Source organism: Paenibacillus algorifonticola, from assembly GCF_000971975.1.
In the GTDB taxonomy this organism is placed as follows: domain Bacteria; phylum Bacillota; class Bacilli; order Paenibacillales; family Paenibacillaceae; genus Pristimantibacillus; species Pristimantibacillus algorifonticola.
This window is the reverse complement of sequence record NZ_KQ040778.1, coordinates 14,009-39,078: the sequence shown is the minus strand read 5'-3', so window position 1 is coordinate 39,078 and position 25,070 is coordinate 14,009. Positions and strand designations below refer to the sequence as shown.

Here is a 25,070-nt window from a genome sequence, read left to right as displayed (position 1 = left end):
AGCATGATAGACATTGCGATTATTGTGGAAGGCAAAAATGATAAAAGCCGCGTCAGGCGCGTGCTTGACGAAAGCATTCCGATCTACTGTACATATGGCACTCCCGGAACAGAGCAGCTTGAGAAGCTGCGCAAGCAAATCGGCGAGGGGCAGGTTTATATTTTCACAGACAATGATTCCTCGGGCAAACGCATTCGAGGCATGCTGCGCGATTTGTTCCCTGATGCAGAGCATATTTATACGAGGCGCGGCTATTCAGGCGTAGAGCATACACCCGAGGAATATGTCATCGCCCAATTGGAAAAAGCGGGATTAGAGGAACATATTCTGTATCCTCCTCCCGCTCCCACTGTAACCCCGCAAGATTAAATATGAAGTATAAAAATAACGAACGATACCGTCACAATGCTGAACATCGTTGACAAAAACACCGCCTGTGAAGCAAATTCCGGCTCGTTGTCGAATTCCACCGCCAGCAGCACACTGCTAAGCGAAGTAGGCACCGAGGCCGAAACGATAAGCGCCGCTGTCGTCAGCCTATCGAATACGAATAGCCCTGTGGCGCTGATCAACCAAATAGCTAGAGCTGCCAGCAGCGGGCCTCCGATCAGCCGAAGCCCATTCGACAGCAGTACATTGCCAAGCAGACGCTTGTCAAACCGCCACTTCATGCTGCCCAGCTGGACGCCGAGCGTAATGAGCGCCGTTCCAATAAATGCGTTTGCCAAATATTCAATCGGCGTTTGCAGCGGCTGTGGCAAATCTACATCTAGCCCTTTTAATAGAAAAGCAAGCGGAATGACGTAAATAATCGGCATGGAGAAAATCGTCTTCAGCGTATCGCGCCAGAACAGCTTATGGGCGTTCACACTGTAAATGCCGAACGTATTCGGCAAAAAGGACTGTGTCGTCATGACCAATATCTGCACCGCCAGCGTCATTGGGTTCCCAGCAAACGCCAGCTGATTGAGCGGTATGCCGTAATTAGCACTATTATAGAACAGCACGCTGTTGCGCATGGAGCCGCGCATGCCTCCCTGCAGCCCTCGCATTTTCACAACGACCTCTACTACTAGAGCTTGCAGCAGCATGAAAATAACGACAAACAGCAGCACCTTCCAGATCAGATCCGTTTCAAGCTCCGTCGTACGCAGCAATTGAAAAATGACAGCCGGCGAAAACACATAAAAATTAAGCTTAGACAACGTTTTGATGTCCAAAGAAAAAAGCCGCTGCATTGAGAAGCCAATAGCTATCATCAATGTAAGCGGCGCAACGTTACTCCATAAAATATGATAAAAGATAGCCATCGCTATTCCTTGGCAAGCCGCTTCATATCAGCAACGATGCTTTCCGGCGTCAATTCCTCATCGCTCGCAGCAATCCACTTGCGAATTTGGCCTGCTTTGTCTACCAGAGTAATCACATTCATATGCGTAAAGCCGGTTCCTTCTTTGTCCTTAATGACGCTCGCGCCAAAATCCTGGGATAGCTTGATGGCTCCTTGTGGATCATCCCCCCGCAAAAACAGCCAGCCCTGATCTAGCTTGGCATAATTGCGCTCCGCGAACGCCTTTATAACCTCCGTTGTATCACGCTCGGGATCGAACGTAATCGAGATCATTTCGGCATCCGTTCCAAGTATGCCTTCCTTCTCCAAACCTTCCTGCACCTGCGACAACAGGAACGTCGTTGGCGGACATACATCCGGGCAATTGGCAAAATAAAAATAAACCAATCTTGCTTTGCCGTTCGTCGATTCCTTCGTCACTTTGTTGCCGTCCAAATCCGTCAGCTCGAAGGCTGGCGCTTCTTGCAGAATCGGCATTGGCGTTTCCGGTTTAAATACATTGGTCATTAATAAATAAATGCCCATCCCCAGGCAAAGTGCCAGCACAGCAATTTTGAAGCTATGCTTTTTCAAAAAATCCATGATCCCTATTCCCCCCATGAAACTTGTCCAGAAATGACGCGCTATTTCACCGTATTAACGATCATTACGATAAATACAACCATTAGATAGTTGACCGAAATAAGAAAATTCGTTTTCGCCCATTTTTCCGTATCCTTCGCCTTCAAGCCGCGAATCGTGTGAACCGCCCACAGTACACTGCCTGCAATAGATAGCACTAGAAAGACATATCCGGTGTAGCCATAATAGAACATGAGATAGCAAGTAGGTATAAGCAGCGCTACATAAGGAATCATTTGCAGCTTGGTCCGTCTAATCCCTTTAACAACAGGAAGTAGCGGGAAGCCTGCCGTGCGGTATTCCTCAACGCGTCTAATGCCAAGCGACCAGAAATGAGCTGGCTGCCACAAAAATAATAAAGCGAACATGAGCCAAGCCCCTGCATCCACTTCATTCGTTACTGCGCAATAACCGATAACCGGAGGCATCGCGCCAGAAATTCCACCAACCGACGTACTCCATGTGGAGCTGCGCTTCAACCAAATCGTATAAATAACGATGTATACGAACCAGCCCAAAAGCCCCAGCCAGCCTGTAAGCGGGTTGACCGCCAAAAACAGCACCAATTCCCCTATGATGCCGAGCACAAGGCCATAACCAAGCACAAACATCGGCTTCAGTCTGCCTGTTGGCAAAGCGCGTCCTTTCGTTCTTTCCATCTTCTGATCCAGCTCACGATCCCAATAATTATTAATGACGCAAGCGGATGCCATCGTAAGCGTGGAGCCAATCAGCATCCAAAGCAGATCAAACCAGGCAATTTGCCATTTGGAAGCTACCCAAAAGCCGCCAACGGCTGCAAACATATTGAGCCGGAGCAACCCTGGTTTTGTCAATGCTATCAAGTCTTTAAACACGAAGCGAGCCTCCCAGGTATGTGACACGGCGCAGGTGGCGCCCATACATTTCATTGTTCAATCGTTCTTAATCATACAGAAAAAACCACGTTATGACAACGCTCAAGCTTATTGTTCATCAATTTGCCACTCAAAATGTGACAATAAATTTGGAACCCTTTCTCTGGGCTCACAATACACTAAGTATGTAGTTTAACGCCCATGATCATCCGCCTATTATACGGCGGAGCATCATTGAGGGCTGAAAGGAGCCTGCCTGTGGCTGTCATCAAGACTAATGCAGAGGATACGAAAATGCTGGCAAGACTGATGCGCGCAGAAGCGGAAGGCGACGGCGAGCTTGGCATGCTGATGGTGGGAAACGTTGGTGTCAACCGCGTCCTGGGCAACTGCCTCGATTTTAGAAATATTCGCTCCATCTCGCAGATGGTGTTTCAAAGGCCCGGCGGCTTTGAAGCGACACAGAAAGGATATTTCTATCAAAAAGCGCGCGATCGTGACGTCCGGCTCGCCGAGCGCGTCATTAGCGGGGAACGGCAGCATCCGGCGTCGAATGCGCTGTGGTTTTTCCGTCCGGCTGCTGGCTGTCCTGGCACCTGGTACAATCAATCGAACAGCGGCCGCTTCAAAGCCCACTGCTTCTTCGTACCTACCCAGGCTAATTGTCCAAGTGTGTATTAGCTTCTACGCGTCTATTTCACAAGTTTTTCAATTAGAAAGCGAGGAAAATTTACATGACGAACGGTTATGGTTACAAAACAGCGGTTAGTCCTGCAACCACAGGAGGCTACGGCTATCCTTACCCTTATCCGATGGGCGGGCAGCCGATGGGTGGGCAGCCGATGCCGATGCCGGCGATGGGAGGCCAAATGCCTGCCATGCAGCAGGTAGCGGGCATGCAAGCGATGCAGCCGATGCCGGTTAACGTCCCTAGCGGTTCCTTCGTAACACCTTCAGGCGGCAATGTGGTTACTGTACCAATCGTAGAGGAATCATACGTAGAAAATATTTTACGGCTTAACCGCGGCAAAATGGCTACCTTCTACATGACATATGAGAATAACCGCGAGTGGAACGCCAAAACGTTCCGCGGTATTGTAGAGGCAGCAGGCCGCGACCACATTATTATTAGTGATCCAACAACAGGCATGCGTTACCTGCTTCTTTCCATTAATCTTGACTATGTCACCTTTGATGGTCCAATCAATTATGAGTATCCATTCCAAGGCGGCATGATTACAAACAGCACACCGCTAAATACGAGCCGCGACTTATCTTAACACGGCGCTGCTAATAACCGCCTCATTCTTGCTTTTTTATGACGGAGCGGAGATTGGCTTAAACGTCCACACATGCACCTTCGCTAAGCCGCCCGGCACCCAATCGGCCATCTGGCACCAAGAAGAACGCTCACTTAGGCGTTCTTTTTTTATTTGCTCAGCCTCCTCCGCGCTTTCTGCCTGCCATACCTCAACAAATAAATCAGGCTGATCCGTTCCCTCATAAACACGGAGTGCGGGATTGGCTGTTTTCATTTGCTCTATATAATGTAAATACTCGATTTTATTTTCTGTTTTAATCCGATATTCAGCAAAGCAAATATACATCGTTACATCCCCTTTTCGTTTCCTTTACTCTCCTTCATAAATCTGCGTTCAGTCGTCGATACTATCGTATACGGACAATTGAATGAAGATACAGGAGGTTGTGCTGTGGATACAGGTACACATTTAGTTATAGGCATTGGCCTTGCAGGCCTTGCCACCATTGACCCCGTTATTGCAGCTGATCAAACGCTGCATACGGCAGTCTTGATTGGAACCATTGTTGGATCGCAAGCTCCTGACGCCGATACGCTGCTGAAGCTGAAGAGCAATGCCAGCTATATCCGCAACCATCGCGGCCTTTCACACTCGATTCCTGCAATAGCCATTTGGACAGTCGTTATTACCGGACTGTTGGAGCTGTTTTATCAGGGCAGTCTGCCGTGGCTTCATGTTGGAGGCTGGGTGCTGCTCGCAGTATGCGTCCATGTGCTGAGCGATCTATTTAACGCATATGGCACACAAGCGATGCGGCCATTCAGTGAAAAATGGATTTCATGGAACATTATACACATTTTTGACCCCGTGATCTTCCTTACTCACATTATTGCCATTCTGCTGTGGGCAAGTGAGACAATTAGTCCAACCATCATTTTTCCGATTTTGTATTTATTCACAGCCGCTTATTTTATATGGCGAACGTTAGCACAGCGTTCGATTATGCGGAAGCTGCCCACTTGGGATAAAGAAAATCTGTCGGCAGAGGGTTATTTGCTTATTCCGACCGTATCGCTCAGCATCTGGAATGTGATCAAGCTGATGAAGAATGGCAGCTTCGCAGTTGGCGATTTGCGAAATGGCTCGCTCCGCTGGATTGACCGGGTCAAATGCTCCGATCATCCCGCGGCCGCCAGATCCAAAAGCGATCCCGCTATTCGCTCCTTCCTTTATTTAACCAAGTTTGCCTGCGCCGATGTCACCGAGCATGAATGGGGCTATGAGGTGCGCTGGTCCGATGTTCGCTATAGGCATCGCAAGCAATACCCTTTTCTAGGCGTCTTATTAATGGACAAGGAATACAAAACCTTAGGGTCTTACGTGGGCTGGCTCAACGATGAACGGCTTATGAAGCGGCTGCGAATGAATACTTATTAACGGCCCAGTCTTTATGGGTTGACGGCGGAAAGCTCCTTCCTTCACAATAGAAGGAAAGAGCTTTCCTTTATTTTGTGCCAATCGTGTCAAAAGAACAAATAAGAAGCTCAGGGTTTCCCCTGAGCTCCTGCTTGTGTTGCTTTGTGTATAGAAAAAACGATTAACGGTAACCGCCAGACAATTGTTGTTCGGCAATTTGAACTAGTTTTTTCGTAATATATCCACCCAGCGAACCTGCATCGCGAGTAGAGATATTGCCGTAATAACCGTCTGCCGGAAGTTGAACGCCAAGCTCTTGAGCTGCTTCAAGTTTCATTTGATTCAGAGCTTGCGTTGCTTGTGGCACCACCAATGTGTTACTTCTACTAGCCATTAGGAATTTCTCCTTTCAGTATATGCACTGTGATATGTTGCAAGCTTGCAAGCTTATTATGTGCATGACTCAAGAAACTATTCGGTTTTTCAAAAAAATATTATCGGGCGGTTACTGCCCCAGAGGAGAACCTCATTATGTCCAAGCCTTTATCGCTGCTTTTCGCCGTCGTTGCTGTACTTTTGATGAGCGCTACCGCCATTTCCATGAGCTATAACGCATGGCTCGCTTTGCTATTTGCTGTTCTTACGTTATTCTCAATCGGCGCAGGCTTCATTGTGAAAGCGAGACTTAGACGGCTTAAGCAGCAAAACAATTAGCGTTTCGGCGCTAGGAAGCCCATTCTTTCTTTGACGTCAGCTAGCGTACGATCAGCAATTTCCGCCGCACGCTCAGCACCTTGCTTCAAAATATCATGGATTTCGCCCGATGCGCGAATTTCTTGATATCTCGTTTGCAGCGGTTCCAGCACGGAGACGACTTGCTCGGCCAATGCTTTTTTGAACGGCCCATAGCCTTGCCCTTCATAACGCGCCTCAACCTCTTCAATCGTCAAGCCTGCACAGTTGGCGTAGATACTCAAGAGATTGCTGATTTCAGGCTTGCCCGCTACATCATATTTCACTTCTCGGCCAGAATCCGTTGTCGCACGGCTAATCTTTTTACGAACGACATCTGGCGGATCAAGCAGGGCAATGAAGCTTCCGGCATTCGGATTGCTCTTGCTCATTTTTTTGCTGCCATCGTCGAGCGACATAATGCGCGAGCCATGCTTCGGCATATAAGGCTCTGGAATTGTGAAATATTCGCCAAAGCGGTTATTGAATCTGTTCGCAAGATCGCGCGTCAGCTCCAAATGCTGCTTCTGATCGTCACCTACCGGAACTAGATCAGCGTTATAGAGCAAAATATCGGCAGCCATCAAAGAAGGATAGACGAACAGCCCTGCCGGAATCGATTCCTTGCCTTGGGATTTATCCTTAAACTGCGTCATACGCTCCAGCTCGCCCATATAAGACAGCGTTGTAAAAATCCATCCCAGCTCAGCATGTGATCTCACATGCGACTGGACGAATATGCTCGCTTTCGCCGGGTCAATGCCTGCAGCAATATAACATGCCGCTACCGCTTCCGTCTGCTCGCGCAGAGCGGCCGGATCTGGCAGCTGCGTAGCAGCATGCAGGTCAACAATCATAAAAAAACATTGCTCGGAATGCTGCAATTTGACGAAATTTTTCATTGCACCGATGTAATTGCCCAATGTCAGCTGACCGCTCGGCTGAATGCCTGATAATACTTTTTTCATCTTCAATCTTCCTCTCCAATTTCAAAATCAACGCAAAAAATCCCCCGCCGCAAGGGACGAGGGACCGTGGTGCCACCCTAATTCGCTATCCGCAGCCGCCATTATAGGACGGCAATACAATCGGAACAGCCTTCAATATTCCATAACGGGGAATTTCCGGAGAAGCATCGGCAGCGCGAGTCGCTGCGTTTCGCTTTCGGCTCGGGGGCCCATTCGGCTTCAGGCTTGCACCGGTTCACACCAACCACCGGCTCTCTGGACGCATTTTGCCTGCGCTTACTTGTTCCCGTCATCGCATTTACAATGATTATACAGCGCTAACAGCCAATGTCAAGCTGTAGTGCACCCACTTTTTGCCCATAAAGTTGTCCTATTTTGCTTCTCGGGCGCATAAACTATGATATAATCGTAATTATTACTATAAGAAAAGCGGGTGTGGTTTCTATATGCCGATTGTCAGGTTTCGCTACATAACCTTTCTGCTGGCGCTTGGCTGTGCCGGGATTATTATCGCCATTGCTTTGAATCGGCCTTCACCTTTCGCCTTCCTGGATTATTCGCATGCCCAGTCCTTCAAAATTTTATTTTTGAGCATTATTTTAGAGGCGATACCGTTTATCCTGCTTGGCGTGCTCTTCTCCGGCCTGCTTCAAGTATTCGTGACGGATGAGATGATTCGCAAATTTACGCCTAAAAATCCAATTGCCGGCGTCCTGTTCGGCGGCTTGCTGGGACTCGCTTTTCCGCTTTGCGAATGCGGCATGATTCCCGTCGTCAGGCGGCTTATTCGCAAAGGCATGCCCGCTTACATTGGCATTGTATACTTGCTGGCCGGGCCTGTCGTCAATCCTATTGTGTTCACGGCAACCTTTGCCGCCTTTCGCTCAGCTCCAGAAATGGCCTATGCCCGTCTAATTCTTGCTTTTGCAGTCGCCGTCATTATCGGGCTGATCATGCATGTGTTTATGCGCAAAAGTCCGCTTCGCGACGAGCGCGAGCCGCAGCTCGCTGTCCACTCCAGTCATGGTGATTATCATGGACATCATCATCATAATGATGCACACGACCACGTACATAGTCACAAACCTAAGCATGATCACAGCCACTCTCACGGACATCATCACGAGGAGCCTCGCGGCAGTCTCAGCAGCCGATTGTCCGCCATGCTTGGACACGCTTCGGATGAATTTTTTGAGATGGGAAAATATTTAATATTCGGCGCTATGCTGACAGCTGCGATTCAGACCATAATGGATCGGAGCGTGCTTGCATCCGTAGCCGATCAGCCGCTGCTTTCTTATATGGCTATGATGGCTTTCGCCTTTATTTTATCGATTTGCTCTACATCGGATGCCTTTATCGCCGCTTCATTCGGCAATGTGTTTACAGGCGGCCCGCTGCTCGCCTTTCTCGTATTTGGCCCGATGATTGATTTCAAAAACATGCTCATGCTGCTATCGGCCTTTCGGATCAAAATTGTACTGGCGCTTGCCCTTCTCTGCTTCATTCTCGTTGGGCTCGGCTCCTGGATTATGGAGGTATGGTTATGAAGCATCACCTGCTTAGAGCTTTCATACTGACCGCATTTGCTCTGCTTATCGTTTATTTATCCCGCTCGAATCAGCTTTCGCTTTACATTGCGCCAAGGATGGAGCTATATGTGAAGCTGTCTGCTCTCGGATTGTATGCCGCAGCCATTCATCAGCTGTTTCTGGCTTTAAAAAAACGGCGCCAGCAGCATCAGCACACGGCTGAATGCGGCTGTGAGCATACTCCATCGCCATCCGTGTTCAAAAACACGGTCATTTACAGCCTTTTTATTTTTCCGCTGGCGCTTGGCTTCTTCTCGCCTGCTGGTGTCTTAGGCAGCACGGCTGCGGCGAAAAAAGGGGTGAGCTTTGCCGCTTCAACCAATGTCCAGCCGCTCGGTACCGAGCCTGGGCAGCTGGCCGCATCCTTGCCTGAGCCGTCTGCTTCCATTGCGCCAAAGCCGCCGACTTTGGAGGAGCGCTTCCCTTACGATGAATACACGAAGGCCCATGCCGAATATGGCATGAAGCTGTATCAGAAGCCGAATATTACCGTACCGGAAGCGACTTATATCGAGACTTTAACAACACTCGATTTGTACCGCGATAATTTTATGGACAAAACGATCGACATCAGCGGGTTTATTTACAAAGAGGATGACATGGGAGAGCAGCGTTTTGCCGTCAGCCGCTTTGCCATGACCTGCTGCTCGGCGGATGCGATACCGTATGGTTTAATGGTTCAAGTTAGCAGTGCAGACGATTATAAGGGTTTTGCCGCAGATGATTGGGTAAGCGTTTCAGGCAAGCTGATGACCTCGATGTATAATGGCAACGAAATTTTGACCTTAAAGCTCAACACCATTAAACGAATCGAGGCGCCCGAGTCTCCTTATGTTTATGCGAATTATGATTTTTAGCTATGCAGCATACTAATCGAATAAATAGAAGCCTCCGGTTCATTCCGCTTAACGTACAGCGGCTCCGAAGGCTTCTTCTTTTAGGTTTAAGCATTAGCTGCTCCAATTTCAGCGTCACACCCTGCTTTATTCAGCACCCGGGTACAGCTCGCGCAAATTCGATTGACGAGGCTGCTTGTAGCGGTAGCTCCAGTTCGACGTATTGTAATTTGACTCATAGCAGACGCTCGCCGACCATGATCCCGCCCCTTGCTTTACGGCAAAATCGTACATAATTTCCCCGTGCGTCCAATTCCGTCTATATTTTAGGCCTTCGATCGCCATCTTGCGGAAATCCTGTACCTGCTTAGCGGTCATGCCTGAGCTCAGCTTTTCAAACTGGCCATTTCTCGTTTCTAGAGGATTATGCCTCATCCCAAATTTCCCAACCGCATTGTTGCGAATATGGATACATACCGTTCCTGCAATCGCATTCATTAATTCCTCTTCTAATTGCCGAAATACAAAATCAACTTGTCTTGCCAGCGACATTGATTCCAATTCCATACCCATATTCCTCCTGGTTGTAAAATAGTTATTATATATATGCGTTTCCCTAATTATCTCTATATGTATAGTTCTTGGGACTCATTATAGTTCAAAAATCATGAAGTTACAATAAGAAAATTCGCAATTTTCAGTTAATTGTAGTTTACTAAAAAAGATCATCGCCCCCCTTCATGCATCGGCGGCAATGATCTTGCAATTCAATAAGTTCTATTTCAGTTTTGCACGATGCTCGCTGCGACGCTGAACCCGCTCCGTATCGCTAATACGCGGACAAGTATAGCAGTAACGACCGCCTTCGACTTTATAATAGTGGCAGCAAGCATATTTAATGCGCATCTGTTTTTCCGGATCATCGATAGCTTCCGTATATTGAAACTTAACATCCAAAGGATTCCTTTTACGATAAAAAATCGCAGGATCAAGCGCCTTCATCGTCTTGTACAGCGAGTCAACCGCTTCCTTCACCGCTTCGCTTTCCGAGGAAGCCATCAGGACGCCATACTCATATTCCAACGAGGTAGGCAGCTGACCCCATAACAGACTGGCTTTCGCAGATCCAGCACGCTCAATGCTATGAAAAAACGGAGCAATCGTCTCGTGAAAAAACATTTCAAGCCGCGCGCGTACCCATTCGCCAGCCTCCTTCTTCGTAGACGGGGAATGAAGCAGCTCTGCCTTATTCAGTTTGAAATACACATTATAATAACCGTCTGCCCTACACACATAAAGCGTCAGATTATCAAGCGACAAATCTGGCGCTATGCGGTATTTTGCCAGCATATAAATAAGGGCCAGCATTGGCCGGCGAAACCAGGAGGCCGCATAAACCTCAGCAACAATTTGCTCCGTTCCATTCACAAACGGCTGGTATACCGCAAGCAGTTCTTGCATCACCGACTGTTCGAGCAAGGCGGAGGCAGCACTTGTGTAAACCACTTCATCAGGCTCATCTACACAAAGATTAAACCGCTCCTTCAACAGCCGGTACAAGTCTTCAGTCATTTGTTGAACCCGGAACGAAGAAATTCATAATTTGATCATGCAGACCAGGCAAACCCTCGTGGCCAAAATCCGGATAAATTTCCACTCGCTTCGGCGACTGAATTTTATTATAGGCCGCAAACTGGGTCGAAGGCGGGCAGATAGAATCACTGAGGCCTACACCAAGCAGCACCTCTCCGCGAATACGCTCCGCCAGAAATTGAATATCAATATAGCCGAGCTTTGTAAAAATTTCTTCCTCGCGCTTATGCTGCGGATCGAAATGGCGGAAATATGTACGCAATTCAGCGTATGCATCCTTCGCCAAGTCCATCTCATACACGCGGCGATAGTCGCTGAGGAACGGATAAACAGGCGCCAGCTTCTTCACACGCGGCTCCAGTGCTGCGCAAGCAATCGTGAGAGCACCGCCTTGCGACCAACCCGTTGCATATACTTCATTTGCATCCACCTCAGGCAATTCCATTGCAATACGAGCCAGCTGCGCCGTATCAAGAAAAATATGACGGAACAGCATATTATCCGCTTCGCCATCAAGGCCGCGAACAATATGCCCGTTATGCGTCGTTCCTTCGACGCCACCGGTATCCTCCGAGTAGCCCCCTTGTCCACGAACGTCCAGCGCCAGCACCGAGTAGCCAAGCGATACAAAGCTCAGCTTATCCGCCCAGTCGCCTGATGAAGCCGAATAGCCGTGGAACATAACGACTGCTGGGTGAGGCTGCTGAACGCTTTGTCTAGGGCGAAGGTATTTGGCATGAATTCTCGCGCCGCGCACACCTGTAAAATACAAGTCAAAGCACTGCGCGGAAGCTGGCTGAAAAGCGCTCGGAACCAGTTCAACATTCGCCTCTGTAGCGTTAAGCTCGGCAAGCGCGCGTTCCCAATAAGCCTCGAAATCTGCTGGCTTTGGACTACTGCCTTGATACTTATGTAATTCATGAACAGGCATATCTAATAAAGGCATTGTAAATTCCTCCATCTCAAGTTCTTATCCTATTAATTTTAAGCCTGTGCCCTTCACTTGTAAAGCGGATGAAAGGCGTTATTTAGGGAAAAATACCGTTTATTACGGCTGTTTGCCCGACCGAATGGAGGACGTCATGAAATGCTCCAGCGCTTGAACAAATTGTTGATTTTGCTGCTCGTTATCGCTACCTTTCTAACATCCGCAGAAGCGCTGAATGCGAGCTCCAAGGCAAGCGTCCAACTGGCGGCTATAACAGACAGCAGCGGCAGCCTAAACCAAGCGGATAAAGCCAAATCAGCCAAAAAACGCCGCACCGACAGCTTGTCATGGATTAAGCTGCAGCAGCGCTATCCCAGCGCCTATTATCTAAATGGGCCGCGTCATAAGAAAGAAGCGGCGCTAACCTTCGATGATGCTCCTGATCCACGATTTACCCCGACGATTCTGGACATATTGGCGAAGCATCATGTACAGGCAACCTTTTTTCTTGTTGGCACGCGAGCGAATAAACATCCCGAAATCGTAAAAAGAATTCATCGCGAAGGCCATATCATCGGCAATCACTCTTACAATCATGAGGTGATGTCGAAGCTTTCACCGAAAGATTTTCACCGTCAAGTGTGGCATACCGATGCGATTATTAGTCGAATCATTCCGTATCATCCGCACTTTTTCCGGCCACCCTATGGCGAAATGCTGCCTGGTCAAGTCGCTTGGACCAAAAAAAACGGCTATATCGTTGTGAATTGGGATGTTGATTCAGCCGATTGGAAAAACAATCCGTCCAGCGCCGTCATTTTACGCAATATGCAAAAAACGCTTCGCCCAGGCTCCATCATCCTGCAGCATGCCGGTGGTGGCGTCACGCAAAGCCTGTCAGGCACAATCGAGGCGCTCCCGCAGCTCATCGCCTCCCTCCAGCAGAAAGGCTATCGCATCGTCACGCTGCCAGAGCTGCTTGGACAAAGTGCGGAGCGGCGCATCCGTTAGGTTAGCCCTGTGCGTACGACAAACAAGTCCAGCGCTCCTCAAGACGAGGAACGCTGGACTTGTACATAGGGTTATTGGAAACAGCGTTAATGTTTATAACGCAACAGACCTATTTCTGAATAACGCTCTAATTCACCATATATACTTTAACGTCTTGAATGCCAAAGCTTTTAGCAGTAGCTGTGCTGCCAGGTACAAAGATATCGATGCGATTGCCTTTAATCGCTCCACCCATGTCGTTGGCTACAGCAATCATACCGCCTTCAGGCAAGCCATCATAATCGTAGCCTGTCACATAAAGCTTCGTTCCAAGCGGAATAACTGAGGAATCTACAGCCACTGTTCCTACTTTAAGCGGATTGCCAAAATAATCGACAGCTCCCCATTTTCCATTTTCCGAGGCTGCCGCTGTGTAAGCGGTCGCTTTTACATTCAGCTGCTTGCTAAACGTATAGCTGTTGCCGTTGCTTGCAATAATACTTTTTGCAGACAAACTTTCCGCCTTAACCGTTGCTGCCGCTTTTGGCTGCGCCTGATCGCCGACCTTCGCCGCACTGTCTGCATTTGTCGCTGAAGCCGCAACTGGAACCTTCAATTTCATGCCTACCATTATGTTCAGCGGGTTTATTTTGGGATTAGCTGCAAGCAGTTTATCCAAATCGACCTTATACTGCTGGGACAACTTCCAGAACGTATCGCCTTGTGCAGCTTTATGTGTTTGAACCGCCGCGTTAGCGGGGGCTGCTGCCAGCGCGCAGGAAAGCACGAGAGCAGCAGCCGTAATACTTAGCTTCTTCATCACAAATATCCTCCAAAACCGATTAAGTCCATAGTTTACCAAAGCCGCGCGGGCAAGGAGCTGCGCGGCGTGAAAGATTTGGCGTCCGATCGCCTATTTCTGTTCACTTCTAGTTCGTAAATTCTTGTACCCATTGGCCGTTGTAGTAGCCAACACCGATTTTTCCGAAGTTTTTGCTCAAAATATTTGCACGGTGGCCTGCGCTGTTCATCCATGCTGTCATAACCTCGGACGGGTTGCGTTGTCCGGCAGCAATGTTCTCACCAGCGTAAGAGTAGCTAACACCGAAGCTCTTCATCATATCAAACGGCGATCCGTAAGTTGGGGACGTATGGCTGAAATATTTGTTGTCCGCCATATCCTTCGCTTTTGCTACCGCGACTTTTGTCAGCAGCGCATCGACCGTCAAAGCTGGAAGACCTGCGCTTGCACGCTCCTTGTTTACGATTTTCACGACTTCGCTTTGGTAAGCGCTTTGATTAACAGTTGTTCCGCTGCCCGAATTCGAAGAACCAGAGCCCGTTCCTGTAGTTGGCTTCGTTGTTCCCGTAGTACCAGAGCCTGTGCTAGGCTTCGTCGTTCCTGTGCTTGGCTTGCTTGTACCTGTGCTCGGCTTGCTTGTACCTGTGCTTGGCTTGCTTGTTCCTGTACCCGATGGCGTACCGTTAGGGAAGCTGATTGTAATGCCGTTAAAGTTGATTTTGCTCAAATCAATTCCGTATTGCTCCGCAATTTGCTTCAACAAATCTTGGTTAATGCTATAAGCAGTAATCTTGGAGTTCGCCTTCACTGCTGGTGCTGCTCCCACCGTCGATGGTGCTGCTACGCCTGCACCGATTAATGCGGCTGCGGCTACGGCAGCGACACCTACTTTAAATGGTTGCTTCTTCATTATGAAATCTCCTCCTCGAAGTTGTGTGTAATTTGTGTGTGCCGGTCATCCCGACGCAAACTATCGTAACATGGCATTTGGGTGGTTACACGGCTCAAAAAATGGTAAAACAAGCGTTTTTTACGCGAAATAAACCGTTTTCAGACGTTTATGAGAATCATCTCACTTTGGAAATCCGGGTGAAAGAATAGCCGCAACTGCCTTTTTTCACTCTTCGCCAGCCTGCCATCCAAATGAATGCTCCGCCATATTAGAATCCGCTCATAAACCCCTCATTTTCCAAGCGAAAACCGTTTAAAAAACAGAAAAAAGCCCCGCTGCGCTTGGCTTTGCGGGACTTTCAGCTTGCTGCTTATTTTGCACACGCTATTTGAGCGTAATATTGCCCGAGCTTGTTTTCAAATCAATTGAAAGGTCCGATCCAGTCCCAATTGTGCCAGCAAAGGAACGATCATCCTCTTTTTCCGTTTGAACATTGTCCCATTCGACCTTCTGGCTGCCGGATGTTGTTTTCAGCTTAATTTCGGCAGACTGTGGCGGCTGCTTAGCTTCAACGACGATATTGCCAGAGGTAACGTCAAGCTTCATGCTATGAGTAATGGTTTCCGATTCAACTCTTATTTTCCCACTGCTCGCTTGGCCATTCAGCTCTCCCGTACCATTAATAAAGCTTGCATTGCCGCTTGTCGTGTTGAATTCAACCGTTTCTGCCTTATAGTCTTCTATCTTGATGCTGCCGGAGCTGACATCCAGCTTCATGCTCTCACCAGTAACGCCAAGCAGCTCAATTTTTCCGCTTGTCGTTTCAAAATCCATCTCATCCGCAGACAAATCCTCCCCCTTCACACGTCCTGATGAGGTTTGCATCGCCAAGGTGCGGCTGTTCATATCGGATGCGCTGACGTTGCCACTGTTCGCCTTCAGCGTCACCTCATCCCATTTGCGCTCCGGCAGCTCTACCGTCAGCTTAAATGAAGAATAGTTGATACCGATGGTAAAACCCGTATTAAAGCTGCTTTTAATGACTAACCTGTCGCCATCCTGCTCCGTCTCAAGCTTTAGCTTGTTTAAATATTTCGAGCTTGCCCGGCCTTCCAAGTGTACAACAATCTTATCCGAGCTCCCTGGCACCACTTCTATATCCATCGAACCAGCTTCTACCGTCAAGCTGCCTACGCCAGCTGCATCAACTGTTTTCTCCTGCGATACAGGCTTCGTTCCGAAGGACAGCAGCTCATCCCAGCTAAAAGAATATATCGCTCCGGCCAAGCCGATTCCAAGTAATATAAGCGCAACTGCAATTGCCTTTCTCATTGTTTTTTCCCCCTGATGATTTTCGTATTAAACTTCAAATATTTAATCGTTGCAGCGAAAAATCCTTTTGTCAGAGCATTAACGCCTACGCCCAGCAAAATGCCCAATCCAATGCAGACGAGCCCAATAGAGGCTGCTTGGGTTAGTGTAAACATGCCGCTCCACGTGCTCTCCAGCACCGTTGTGACGCCTGCCAATCCAAGCGCTAGAGTAGTCGCCCATAGGGCAATAAGCACGCCAACTGCAGCCACATAAGGCCCCAGTACAAATACGATATTGAAAAATCCCAAGCTCACTGTTGCAAGCACCGCCTTAGACGTATTGCCGAAGCTTTTCTCCGCTTCAGCCCGTTGTACTTTATAACCAAGCAGCAGTTCGCTCGCAATCTGCCTTGGGTCGCCTAGCTCCAATGCAGCCTCATGCTCGCTCTGCCCATTTTCCTCTGCCTGCTGAAAATGACTGTAATAATCGAACAGCCACTCGCGGCGCTGCTTATCCGGCACTTTCGCGAGCAGCCTCTCCAGCTCGCTCATATAATTGTGTTTCGTCATCATCATGGACGGATTCCTTCCTCAATAATTTCATTTACGGCTGTCGAGAAGCTCGACCATTCATGAATGAGCCCTCGCATATGCTGCCAGCCCGCCTCCGTCAGTTGATAATATTTCCGCGGAGGTCCTTCATTCGATTCTTTAAGGTAAGTCGAGAAGTAGCCTTCCAGCGTTAGACGATTGAGCAGCGGATAAACACTCCCGACGGCTACCTCGAACTTGGACGATATTTTCACCGCTAGTTCATAGCCGTAACGGTCCCCCTCAGACGTCAAGACGAGAACGCATAGCTCCAGCACACCTTTCTTGAACTGCACATTCATACGCGACGCTCCCTGCTTTACTTGAAATGCTATTGCTTTCACTATTCGATATTATCGAATAGCGAACGATACGTATTCGCTGTTGAACTTAATTTACCATATGCTATTCTATATTGCTACATACTAAACTAAAAATAATACCACCGCCGGAGAGTCTCTCCTCCTTAAGACGGAGAGACGTTAAAAATGATGGTGAAAAAGGGGCCGCGCTGCTGCGTGAAAGGTTTTGCTTACGATCGCTATTGTCTTTGCATTTCCTGAATTAAACCGCTCAGCGGTTGAAATGCAAAGACAAAAACGAACGCTATCGCTTCTCCAGCTCAAACCTTTCACTCCGCGCTTGCCACTGTTCACCGTCAATTTTAAAAGCCTTCACCATATAAGTCGGCGAAGGCAGTTTTTAGAGGGATAACGCGCTTGGCTTGTTATCCCTACAATATAGTGAGAGAAATCATGTAAAACAATATTAGTTGATGTCGATGAATTTGCCTGTTGCTTGGGATTCGAAGGCGCTCAAAATGACTTTAAGCGATTTGCGGCCCTCTTCGCCTGTTACAGGTGGAGTCGTGTCATTGACGATGGAGTCAATGAATTTATCGATAACAAAGCTCGACAGCTGCTTCTCATTTGTGGAGATTTCGCCTGTTTTGTAGCGCTCAACTGTACCGTCGCGCAGTTCAATGATGACTTGATCTTCCGGGTGCGTACCGATTTTCATAACGCCTTTGGAGCCCCACAAAATCGTGCTGTTGTCTTCGCCTTTGTAATAAGTCCAGCTCGCTACAAGCGAACCCATCGCGCCGCTCTTCATACGAAGCACGCAGTTTGCATTGTCATCTACATCGCTGTCTTTATCTACTGTGCCAACGAAGCCAGCAATTTGCGCCACTTCATCGTCAAGCAGCCAGCGGATCAAGTCGGATTTGTGCACGCCAAGGTCGCCCATTGCGCCCATGATCGCTTCTGGCTTGCGGAAAAACCAGCTTTCCGCGCCATCAATGCTCCATGCATCCGGACCTGGGTGGCCAAACGACGTACGGAATGTCAAAACTTTGCCGATAATGCCCGTTTTCAGCAAATCTTTCGCTTTTACATGCGGCGGCATGAAGCGTTGGTTATGTCCAACCATCAGCTTAACGCCATTTTTCGCAGCCGCTTCAATCATCGCTGCCGCTTCTTCATCCGTAGCTGCCATTGGCTTCTCAACCAATACATGCGCGCCAGCGTTTGCTGCTGCAATTGCTACTGGTGCATGAAGCGCGTTCGGTGTACATACGCTAACCGCATCCGGCTTAATTTCAGCCAGCATCGTCTTATAATCTGCAAAAGCTTTACCGCCATGCTTCTCCGCATACCCTTCCGCACGCTCAATAATCGGGTCAACGAATGCGACTAATTCTACATTCGCATTGTCTGCATACTCCGGAATGTGACGATATTTGGAGATGGAACCGCAACCTACTACTGCTACTCTGATTTTACTCATTAAGTGTATCCCTACCTTTTCAATAATTAATGTATAGGTCGTACTACATTTGCAAATTAAGCGTTCAGAAAATTCTTTTTCAGCCAGTCCATGCTTTCTGCTACTGCTTCAAGCGGAGGATTTGTGCAAGTGTCCTGCTCAACGATCAGCCATTCTACATTCGCTTCAACCGCACTATTAATGATAGCAAGCAGCGGAAGATCGCCACGGCCCAGCTCCACCGTATCAATTGGCAATTGGCCGTTGTTGTCGCGGTAGTCCTTCAAATGAAGCAAAGGCAGGCGCCCTGCATATTTAGCGATATAAGCGAGCGGATCTTTACCGGAAAATTGCACCCAGCCGATATCCATTTCCACTTTCAGCAGCTCAGGGCTGATTCGCTCATAAAGCGCATCAAACACTTCTTTGCCATCGATTTCCACTTTAAATTCAAAATCGTGGTTATGGTAGGCGAAATCAATACCCGCTTCGCGGAAACGTTTACCATACTCCTCAAAAGCTACAAAATGCTTCGCCCAAGCCTCAGCACTGCGCTGATCATCAAGCAAATAAGGACAAATCGCATATTTTGCGCCGATTGTTTTCAAGTAAGCGATTTCTTCATCCAATTGGCTTTCCAGCAAATGCAGGCCGATATGGCTGCCGATTGCTTTCAATCCAAGCTCTTGGAGCAAATCACGCATTTTTTCCGCTTCAATACCGCCATATCCTGCAAACTCCACGCCTTCATAGCCCATTGCCGCAACCTTGCGCAGCGTACCTTCGAAGTCTTCCGCTGTTGCGTCACGGAGCGTATACAATTGTAAACCAATTCCGATTTGTCCCACTTTGGCCGCACTCCTTTATATTGTGAATTTAGTTTCTCAAGTCTTGTACTTTACATTTAAAATTATATAGAAGGAACGCTGCAAAAAACAGCTGTCTTATTAGTCTTTTTATATGTTATTTTGTTGAATGCTGTCTTTTACTCCAAGAAAAAAACGCCCTGCGACGACTGTTGGTGCGGTCGTCACAAGGCGTTGGTCTATTTTTCAGGCACATCCGGCATTATGCCGTTTGTTTATTTCGTCGAAAGCTTGAAACAAACGCTACGCTTTTATTTCGATTTTTATTTCAATTACTTCAATGTAATCGTCAATGCCGTTTCTTTCGCGCCAGCAGCAATCGATACAATGCCGTCTTGAAGCGAAGCAGCGCCATCCACTTTAGCAATTTCGCCAATGCCATGAAGAGCCAGGCTGAGCGCTTTGCCGCTGCCCTGTACTTTAACGGCTACTTCCTTGCCTTCGCGTTTCACGGTAATGAGCAGCTCGGCAGCGCCTTTAATGTCGCGAACCGTGGCCGAAGCAGATGCTCCGTCAGCGAGGCTGTAAGCCGTCAGCTTCACGCCGTCAGCATAGTCATAATCCGGCTTCCTGTCATTCGCACCGATTGCGATGATCGAATTTGGACGGACGAACAATGGAAGCGAGAGGAAGTCATGCGTTTCCTTGAACCATTTTCCACCTTCTACGATTTCACCAGTCAGAAGATGCGTCCAGCTGCCTTCCGGCAAATAATATTGTACAAAGCCGTTTTCGTCGAATACAGGGGCAACCATGATGGAATCACCCAGCATATACTGGCGATCAAGGAACTCGGAAGTTGGATCTTCCGGGAATTCCAGCACCATCGCACGCATCGACGGCAAACCTTGCTCCACCGCTTGCGCAGCTGTATTAAACAGGTAAGGCATCAGGCTGCATTTAAGCTTCGTGAAGAAGCGGGTAACATCAACCGCTTCTGTATCATACGCCCAAGGCACCCGGTACGATCTGCTGCCATGCAGACGGCTGTGGCTGGAAAGCAAGCCAAACGCAAGCCAGCGTTTGAAGACATGCGCTGGAGCTGTACTCTCAAAGCCGCCGATATCATGGCTCCAGAAGCCAAAGCCGGACAAGCCCAGCGACAGGCCGCCGCGCAGCGATTCTGCCATCGACTCGTAATCCGCGTAGCAGTCGCCGCCCCAGTGAACGGGAAACTTTTGACCGCCAACGGTAGCGGAACGCGCGAACAGCGCAGCTTCATTTTTGCCCAATTTCTCTTCCAACACCTCAAATACAACCTTGTTATATTGGTACGTGTAGAAATTGTGCATTTTTTCAGGGTCAGAGCCGTCATGGTACACCACATCGGTCGGGATCCGCTCGCCGAAGTCGGTTTTGAAGCTGTCAACGCCCATATCTACAAGCTCACGCAGGTAGCCTTTGTACCATTCGCATGCCGCAGGATTCGTGAAGTCCACGATGCCCATGCCAGGCTGCCACATATCCCATTGCCATACGTCGCCATTTGGCTTTTTGATCAAATACCCATTGTCTCTGCCCTCTTCAAACAGACGGGAGCGCTGCGCGATGTAAGGGTTAATCCATACGCAGATTTTAAGCCCCTTCTCTTTCAAGCGTTTCAGCATGCCGACAGGGTCGGGGAATATCCGCTCGTCCCATTTGAAATCCGTCCAGTGGAAATCGCGCATCCAGAAACAGTCGAAGTGGAATACATGCAGCGGCAAACCGCGCTCTTCCATGCCATCGACGAAGGAATTAACCGTTGCTTCATCATAATTTGTTGTAAAAGAGGTCGACAGCCACAGGCCGAATGTCCAAGCCGGCGGCAAGGAAGGCTTGCCTGTCAGCTCGGTATATTTTCCAAGCACCTCTTTAATCGTTGGACCATCAATGACGAAATATTCAAGGGATTCGCCCGATACATGGAATTGAACCTTCTTCACTTTCTCCGAAGCAATCTCAAAGGATACGAGATCCGGTTGGTTGACGAATACGCCGTAGCCTTTGTTCGTTACGTAGAAAGGAATATTTTTGTACGCTTGCTCGGAGCTTGTGCCGCCATCCTTGTTCCAAATATCGACGACCTGACCGTTGCGCACGAAAGGCGTAAAACGCTCGCCGAGACCATAAACCCATTCGCCCACGCCAAGATCAAGCTCTTCACGCATATAGGCTTGCTCTTTGCCTTCCGTAATATACGCCATCGACTTCTGCCTGCTTCCGGTAATGCGCTCGGAGCCGCGGTAGAAATCCACTGACCACTCGGGTCCTTTGCGAATATGCACGCTGAGGCTGCCGCTTGTAAGGATCGCCGCTTCTTCCGTTTCTTCTATAGTAACGAAATTGCCGGTTTCCTTCGTCAGCTCGAATACAGGACCGCGCTCACGCACGCCCATGTGATGAATCAGCTTAACGCCGACAACGCCTGGCATCGGAGAATGAAACCGAACCGTAAGCAGCATCGTATCTAACATATTGGAACGTGACAAAATAGGACGCGGGGACGCATAAGCGGTAAGTACGCCGTCCTTTTGCTCAAAATCATGGGCTTGAACCGCGCCTAGAAGGCTATACTGTTCACGCAGCATCCAGTTGCCGTCAGTAAATTTCATAATAGAACCGACCTTTCTGCTTTTATATAGGTTATTTGACTTTAAAATCGTTCTATTTTGCATTATACTGATAAGCAAAGCAACAAACTAACAGAATTATGCCCGTTTATAACACCATTCTGATTTCTTCATCACCGGAGGTTGACTGCAATGGATTTGACGCTGCGTCATTCGCTCAGGGAAGACCGCATGCATGGCGATGTTACCTTTCCTCTTGCTGCTTACTGGATGGAATATGCACCTGGCGAGGTAAATGTAGACTGCCACTGGCATGACGAGGCTGAGTTTCTAGTTGTGCTGGAGGGCGAGATGCTCTTCCAGATTGACACCGAGTATTTTCCCGTTCGCGCGGGCGAAGCCGTCTTCATCGACAGTGGAGATATTCATGCCGGACACTCTTTAAATGGCTCCTCCTGCACCTATTGCGCCATCGTATTTGACGTTCGCTGGCTGGACAGCACCAGCTATGATGCCGTACAGGAAACATGCGTTCGTCCGTTTCAAGAGAAGAAAAAGACGTTCCCGAGGCATATATCACCGGACAGTGGTTGGAAGCGGCAGCTGCTCTTCTTGCTCCGTTCTATGATTAACTGCTGTAGAGCTCCTTATGCTGGATTCGAAGCTGCGGTGAAAGGGTATTTCTACTTAATGCTGCATGAGATCGCTATTGAGAACAGGGCGTGCAATCGCAGCGAGGCAAGATCGGATGACAAAACCCGAATAGAGCGGCTTAAGAAAAGCATCCTCTATATCCAGCTGCATTATCGCAGGCCGATACGCATCGGCGAGCTGGCGGAGCAAATTCCGATGAGCGAAGGACAGTTTTTCCGTTTTTTCAAATCGATGACGAGGCAGACGCCGGTTGAATATTTAAACGCCTATCGGGTAAACCAGGCGGCCGAGCTGCTGCTGCACACGGAACGCAAAATTTCAGACATCGCGCTGGAGGTCGGCTTCGACCATATCAGCTATTTTGTTAAAGTATTTCGCAAGACGTTGAACTGCACCCCCTCCGATTTTCGCAAGCAAAAGCGGAATCCGGTTCAAAATGGCGCATTATTAGAAAAAATTACGATTTTGTAACCTTTTCATAACTTTTTTTTAAGATTCGCTTAAGATTCATCAAGTAAAGTAAAATTAAAATTAACCAATGAGCGGAGGAATTCCTTTATGAAAACAATGCTGTTGTTTCAAAATAAAACGATTCCCGTCTATATAACGGATACGAATAAAAAAGCAGTCGAAAAACTGACTGATGTGCTGAACCGCAAGCTGAACACAGGCAAAAATGCACTCAAGCTCTGTATCAAGTCGCTCATCAGCGTCGAAATTGTAGGCAGCGAAGCTACGCTGCATTCGTATCATGAAAAGGATACATTAACGATTTCCCTGTACTAAATTAGGGTAAATGCTGCAACAAAGCGCTTCCTTTCCACTCCGGCAAATGGACAAGCTCTGATTTTGAATATCGATTGTGTACGTTCAAGCAGGCGATCATGTATCGCCTGCTTTGCTTTGCTTAGGGCATCATTATGCCATTGCTCAAATTTTGATACATGGTATACTATATTCAATGATTATTGGAGGCTGTTGAATGAGCGAACAAATTAACCGTATTGAACAGTTATTGATCCAATTTGCACAGCAAACGAACGAACGGCTTGATCAGATTGATAAGCGTTTTGATCAAGTAGATATGCGGCTTGACCAAATGGACAAGCGTTTTGACCAAGTAGACACGCGGCTTGATCAAATTCAAATCCAGCTGGAGCGCATGGAAGATTCGCAAAATGACGATGTCATTAGCATACTTCGTCATACGCATGACAAAGTTTCGCATTTGAATCAGAATGCTATAGTTTAAAACATAAACAACCGCTATTTTCCAATCAATATAAAAATGTGTTGGATGATCACTGATTCATTCCATACAAAAAAGCAGTCTTCCATTTGCCCGCGAAGCGAGCATGAAGACTGCTTTTTTCATGTAAATCATAAGCTTCCTATACATGGTTACGATTACGGCGTCGTCACAGTCGTCTTATGTAGCGGCTGCTGCTGCTCCGAGATGAGCAAGCTAACCTTCCACTTCACATACAGCTCCCATGCCGTCCCATTGTCGATCAAGTCCTTGCATGTATATAAGCCTTCCTCAATTGAATCGACACGTTCTGCCAAATGAAGCCGGACCGCAGCGTTAAGCAGCACCTGGTTCATAAAAGCGAGATGTCCGCCTCCGTTAAGCACAGCTTCCGTCACGGCAATTTGCTCGGCAGGCGTCCAGTCAACCTCGGGAGGCGGCAGCTCCAGTCCATACGCATCCGGATCAATGATTTGCAGGCTGGCTTCGCCGTTTTCCACCTGATACGTTCTAGTTGGCCGCTCGATGAACAAGTCCTCCGAGCCCTCCGTCCCTTGGATAATGAGCGCCTTCTTATAATTCAAATTTGTCAATAGCTTCGACATGCGGTCAAACACCGTATTGTGATAGACGCCGAATGCGAGATAAGGCGAATGTCCATAATCCACAAGCTTCTCGGCTGTGTTCAGCACCGTTCGCATGCCCATTTCCTCGCGCAGTCCATGCAGCCGCTTAAGCGGCGGGCACCACTCTTCTGCGGGAACGAACAGTACACCCGTCTCCCTTGCAGCTTCAAGGGATGCCTCCTGCGAAAGCTGCTTCGGATTTATGCCCAGCTCAAGCAGCAGATCCTGCAGCGTAATGCCCCATTTTGGTGGAAGCGTAGCCGTACCATGCAGCGTAACCGGCAATCCAGCAGCCGCTAAGACGAAGGAGGTCGCAAATGTGGCGTAAAATGATTTTTTCCTGCCGTCGTATGGTCCTGCGCAGTCAATTCCCTCCTGCACATGCTCGCGGCGAGCCTGGCTCCGGCACACGTTGACGAAGGCTTCAAGCTCCTCAACGCTTTCCATCTTAATCCGCTCCGCCATAAAAAAAGCGCCGATCTGCGCCTGAGTCGCCTCCAGATTCACAATCCATTCGGCTGCTTGCAGCGCTTCATTATAGGTCAAATCACGCGCGCCCCTTTTGCCGCGCCCGACTTCCTTCAATAGACTGGTAATCATTGGTACTCCCCC

29 protein-coding genes are annotated in these 25,070 nt (G+C 48.4%); 11 read left to right on the top strand and 18 right to left on the bottom strand.

Annotated features, from left to right (window positions below; all coding sequences use genetic code 11):
• The first annotated feature begins 6 nt into the window (after positions 1-6).
• Positions 7-369 carry a ribonuclease M5 gene (locus WH37_RS00210; RefSeq protein WP_046228766.1) on the top strand — a complete coding sequence of 121 codons (363 nt, stop codon included), beginning with the start codon at positions 7-9 and terminating at the stop codon, positions 367-369.
• Here the strand turns inward: WH37_RS00210 and WH37_RS00205 are convergent.
• Genes WH37_RS00205 through cyoE form a run of 3 tightly spaced genes read right to left on the bottom strand, consistent with a single transcriptional unit; the run spans position 366 to position 2,874 of the window.
• The gene (locus tag WH37_RS00205; protein ID WP_046228561.1) at positions 366-1,310 is read right to left on the bottom strand and encodes an AEC family transporter; all 945 of its coding nucleotides are present in this window, start codon (positions 1,308-1,310) and stop codon (positions 366-368) included. The genes WH37_RS00210 and WH37_RS00205 overlap by 4 nt on opposite strands.
• Positions 1,311-1,312: 2 nt before the next feature.
• Positions 1,313-1,933, bottom strand: coding sequence for an SCO family protein (locus tag WH37_RS00200; RefSeq protein ID WP_046228560.1), 621 nt, complete (start codon positions 1,931-1,933; stop codon positions 1,313-1,315).
• Between the two features lie 41 nt (positions 1,934-1,974).
• Positions 1,975-2,874, bottom strand: a complete 900-nt coding sequence (gene cyoE, locus WH37_RS00195) for a heme o synthase (RefSeq protein ID WP_269431253.1) — start codon at positions 2,872-2,874, stop codon at positions 1,975-1,977.
• 213 nt (positions 2,875-3,087) lie between these two features.
• On the opposite strand from cyoE, the gene WH37_RS00190 reads away from it, so the two are divergent.
• Positions 3,088-3,510: a cell wall hydrolase gene (locus WH37_RS00190; RefSeq protein ID WP_046228558.1), complete on the top strand. Its 423-nt coding sequence runs from the start codon at positions 3,088-3,090 to the stop codon at positions 3,508-3,510.
• A gap of 53 nt (positions 3,511-3,563) precedes the next feature.
• Positions 3,564-4,109, top strand: coding sequence for a spore coat protein GerQ (gene gerQ, locus WH37_RS00185; RefSeq protein ID WP_046228557.1), 546 nt, complete (start codon positions 3,564-3,566; stop codon positions 4,107-4,109).
• Between the two features lie 36 nt (positions 4,110-4,145).
• Here the strand turns inward: gerQ and WH37_RS00180 are convergent, their stop codons facing one another.
• Positions 4,146-4,436 (bottom strand): hypothetical protein, encoded by a 291-nt coding sequence (locus WH37_RS00180; protein WP_052736716.1) that lies wholly within the window; start codon positions 4,434-4,436, stop codon positions 4,146-4,148.
• Positions 4,437-4,541: 105 nt separating this feature from the next.
• On the opposite strand from WH37_RS00180, the gene WH37_RS00175 reads away from it, so the two are divergent.
• Complete coding sequence (locus WH37_RS00175) at positions 4,542-5,528, top strand: metal-dependent hydrolase (RefSeq protein WP_046228556.1); 987 nt, start codon at positions 4,542-4,544, stop codon at positions 5,526-5,528.
• Positions 5,529-5,688: 160 nt separating this feature from the next.
• Here WH37_RS00175 and WH37_RS00170 read toward each other — a convergent pair whose 3' ends face one another.
• Complete coding sequence (locus WH37_RS00170; RefSeq protein WP_046228555.1) at positions 5,689-5,901, bottom strand: alpha/beta-type small acid-soluble spore protein; 213 nt, start codon at positions 5,899-5,901, stop codon at positions 5,689-5,691.
• Positions 5,902-6,038: 137 nt separating this feature from the next.
• Here WH37_RS00170 and WH37_RS00165 point away from each other — a divergent pair, with 137 nt between their 5' ends.
• Positions 6,039-6,221, top strand: a complete 183-nt coding sequence (locus WH37_RS00165; protein ID WP_046228554.1) for a DUF5325 family protein — start codon at positions 6,039-6,041, stop codon at positions 6,219-6,221.
• Here WH37_RS00165 and trpS read toward each other — a convergent pair.
• Positions 6,218-7,207, bottom strand: coding sequence for a tryptophan--tRNA ligase (gene trpS, locus WH37_RS00160; protein ID WP_046228553.1), 990 nt, complete (start codon positions 7,205-7,207; stop codon positions 6,218-6,220). The two genes, WH37_RS00165 and trpS, sit on opposite strands and share 4 nt — an antisense overlap.
• Before the next feature lie 446 nt (positions 7,208-7,653).
• Here trpS and WH37_RS00155 point away from each other — a divergent pair, with 446 nt between their 5' ends.
• Positions 7,654-8,757 (top strand): permease, encoded by a 1,104-nt coding sequence (locus WH37_RS00155; protein ID WP_046228552.1) that lies wholly within the window; start codon positions 7,654-7,656, stop codon positions 8,755-8,757.
• Positions 8,754-9,656: a TIGR03943 family putative permease subunit gene (locus WH37_RS00150; RefSeq protein ID WP_231594068.1), complete on the top strand. Its 903-nt coding sequence runs from the start codon at positions 8,754-8,756 to the stop codon at positions 9,654-9,656. Before WH37_RS00155 ends, WH37_RS00150 begins: the two co-directional genes overlap by 4 nt.
• Positions 9,657-9,782: 126 nt before the next feature.
• Here the strand turns inward: WH37_RS00150 and WH37_RS00145 are convergent, their stop codons facing one another.
• The 3 genes from WH37_RS00145 to WH37_RS00135 form a co-directional block, all read right to left on the bottom strand.
• Positions 9,783-10,202, bottom strand: coding sequence for a hypothetical protein (locus WH37_RS00145; protein ID WP_046228550.1), 420 nt, complete (start codon positions 10,200-10,202; stop codon positions 9,783-9,785).
• A gap of 210 nt (positions 10,203-10,412) precedes the next feature.
• Complete coding sequence (locus WH37_RS00140) at positions 10,413-11,207, bottom strand: IucA/IucC family C-terminal-domain containing protein (protein ID WP_046228549.1); 795 nt, start codon at positions 11,205-11,207, stop codon at positions 10,413-10,415.
• Complete coding sequence (locus WH37_RS00135; RefSeq protein ID WP_046228548.1) at positions 11,200-12,174, bottom strand: alpha/beta fold hydrolase; 975 nt, start codon at positions 12,172-12,174, stop codon at positions 11,200-11,202. The genes WH37_RS00140 and WH37_RS00135 overlap by 8 nt, the downstream gene beginning before the upstream one ends.
• A gap of 141 nt (positions 12,175-12,315) precedes the next feature.
• On the opposite strand from WH37_RS00135, the gene WH37_RS00130 reads away from it, so the two are divergent.
• Complete coding sequence (locus WH37_RS00130; protein ID WP_046228547.1) at positions 12,316-13,167, top strand: polysaccharide deacetylase family protein; 852 nt, start codon at positions 12,316-12,318, stop codon at positions 13,165-13,167.
• Between the two features lie 127 nt (positions 13,168-13,294).
• Here WH37_RS00130 and WH37_RS00125 read toward each other — a convergent pair whose 3' ends face one another.
• The 8 genes from WH37_RS00125 to yicI all read right to left on the bottom strand — a co-directional run bounded on the left by WH37_RS00125 (position 13,295) and on the right by yicI (position 21,971).
• On the bottom strand, positions 13,295-13,966 hold the full coding sequence (locus WH37_RS00125; protein WP_046228546.1) for a 3D domain-containing protein: 672 nt from the start codon (positions 13,964-13,966) through the stop codon (positions 13,295-13,297).
• Positions 13,967-14,075: 109 nt separating this feature from the next.
• Entirely contained in the window at positions 14,076-14,858 is a 783-nt protein-coding gene (locus WH37_RS00120; RefSeq protein ID WP_046228545.1) for a CAP domain-containing protein, read from the bottom strand.
• Positions 14,859-15,224: 366 nt separating this feature from the next.
• Positions 15,225-16,172, bottom strand: coding sequence for a DUF4097 family beta strand repeat-containing protein (locus WH37_RS00115; RefSeq protein WP_046228544.1), 948 nt, complete (start codon positions 16,170-16,172; stop codon positions 15,225-15,227).
• Positions 16,169-16,729 (bottom strand): HAAS signaling domain-containing protein, encoded by a 561-nt coding sequence (locus WH37_RS00110; RefSeq protein WP_052736714.1) that lies wholly within the window; start codon positions 16,727-16,729, stop codon positions 16,169-16,171. Before WH37_RS00110 ends, WH37_RS00115 begins: the two co-directional genes overlap by 4 nt.
• Complete coding sequence (locus tag WH37_RS00105) at positions 16,726-17,046, bottom strand: PadR family transcriptional regulator (RefSeq protein WP_046228543.1); 321 nt, start codon at positions 17,044-17,046, stop codon at positions 16,726-16,728. Before WH37_RS00105 ends, WH37_RS00110 begins: the two co-directional genes overlap by 4 nt.
• 466 nt (positions 17,047-17,512) lie before the next feature.
• Entirely contained in the window at positions 17,513-18,532 is a 1,020-nt protein-coding gene (locus tag WH37_RS00100; protein ID WP_046228542.1) for a Gfo/Idh/MocA family protein, read from the bottom strand.
• Positions 18,533-18,588: 56 nt separating this feature from the next.
• Positions 18,589-19,359, bottom strand: coding sequence for a sugar phosphate isomerase/epimerase family protein (locus WH37_RS00095; RefSeq protein WP_046228541.1), 771 nt, complete (start codon positions 19,357-19,359; stop codon positions 18,589-18,591).
• A gap of 290 nt (positions 19,360-19,649) precedes the next feature.
• On the bottom strand, positions 19,650-21,971 hold the full coding sequence (gene yicI, locus WH37_RS00090; RefSeq protein WP_046228540.1) for an alpha-xylosidase: 2,322 nt from the start codon (positions 21,969-21,971) through the stop codon (positions 19,650-19,652).
• A 150-nt stretch (positions 21,972-22,121) separates the two neighbouring features.
• Here yicI and WH37_RS00085 point away from each other — a divergent pair, with 150 nt between their 5' ends.
• From WH37_RS00085 to WH37_RS00075, 3 genes are all read left to right on the top strand, one after another.
• Positions 22,122-23,054: a helix-turn-helix transcriptional regulator gene (locus tag WH37_RS00085; RefSeq protein WP_046228539.1), complete on the top strand. Its 933-nt coding sequence runs from the start codon at positions 22,122-22,124 to the stop codon at positions 23,052-23,054.
• An 87-nt stretch (positions 23,055-23,141) separates the two neighbouring features.
• The gene (locus WH37_RS00080) at positions 23,142-23,369 is read left to right on the top strand and encodes a hypothetical protein (RefSeq protein WP_046228538.1); all 228 of its coding nucleotides are present in this window, start codon (positions 23,142-23,144) and stop codon (positions 23,367-23,369) included.
• Between the two features lie 196 nt (positions 23,370-23,565).
• A complete protein-coding gene (locus WH37_RS00075; RefSeq protein WP_046228537.1) occupies positions 23,566-23,835 on the top strand; it encodes a hypothetical protein in 270 nt (89 codons plus the stop codon).
• 155 nt (positions 23,836-23,990) lie between these two features.
• Here WH37_RS00075 and WH37_RS00070 read toward each other — a convergent pair whose 3' ends face one another.
• Complete coding sequence (locus WH37_RS00070) at positions 23,991-25,058, bottom strand: anthranilate phosphoribosyltransferase (protein WP_046228536.1); 1,068 nt, start codon at positions 25,056-25,058, stop codon at positions 23,991-23,993.
• Positions 25,059-25,070: the final 12 nt, after the last annotated feature.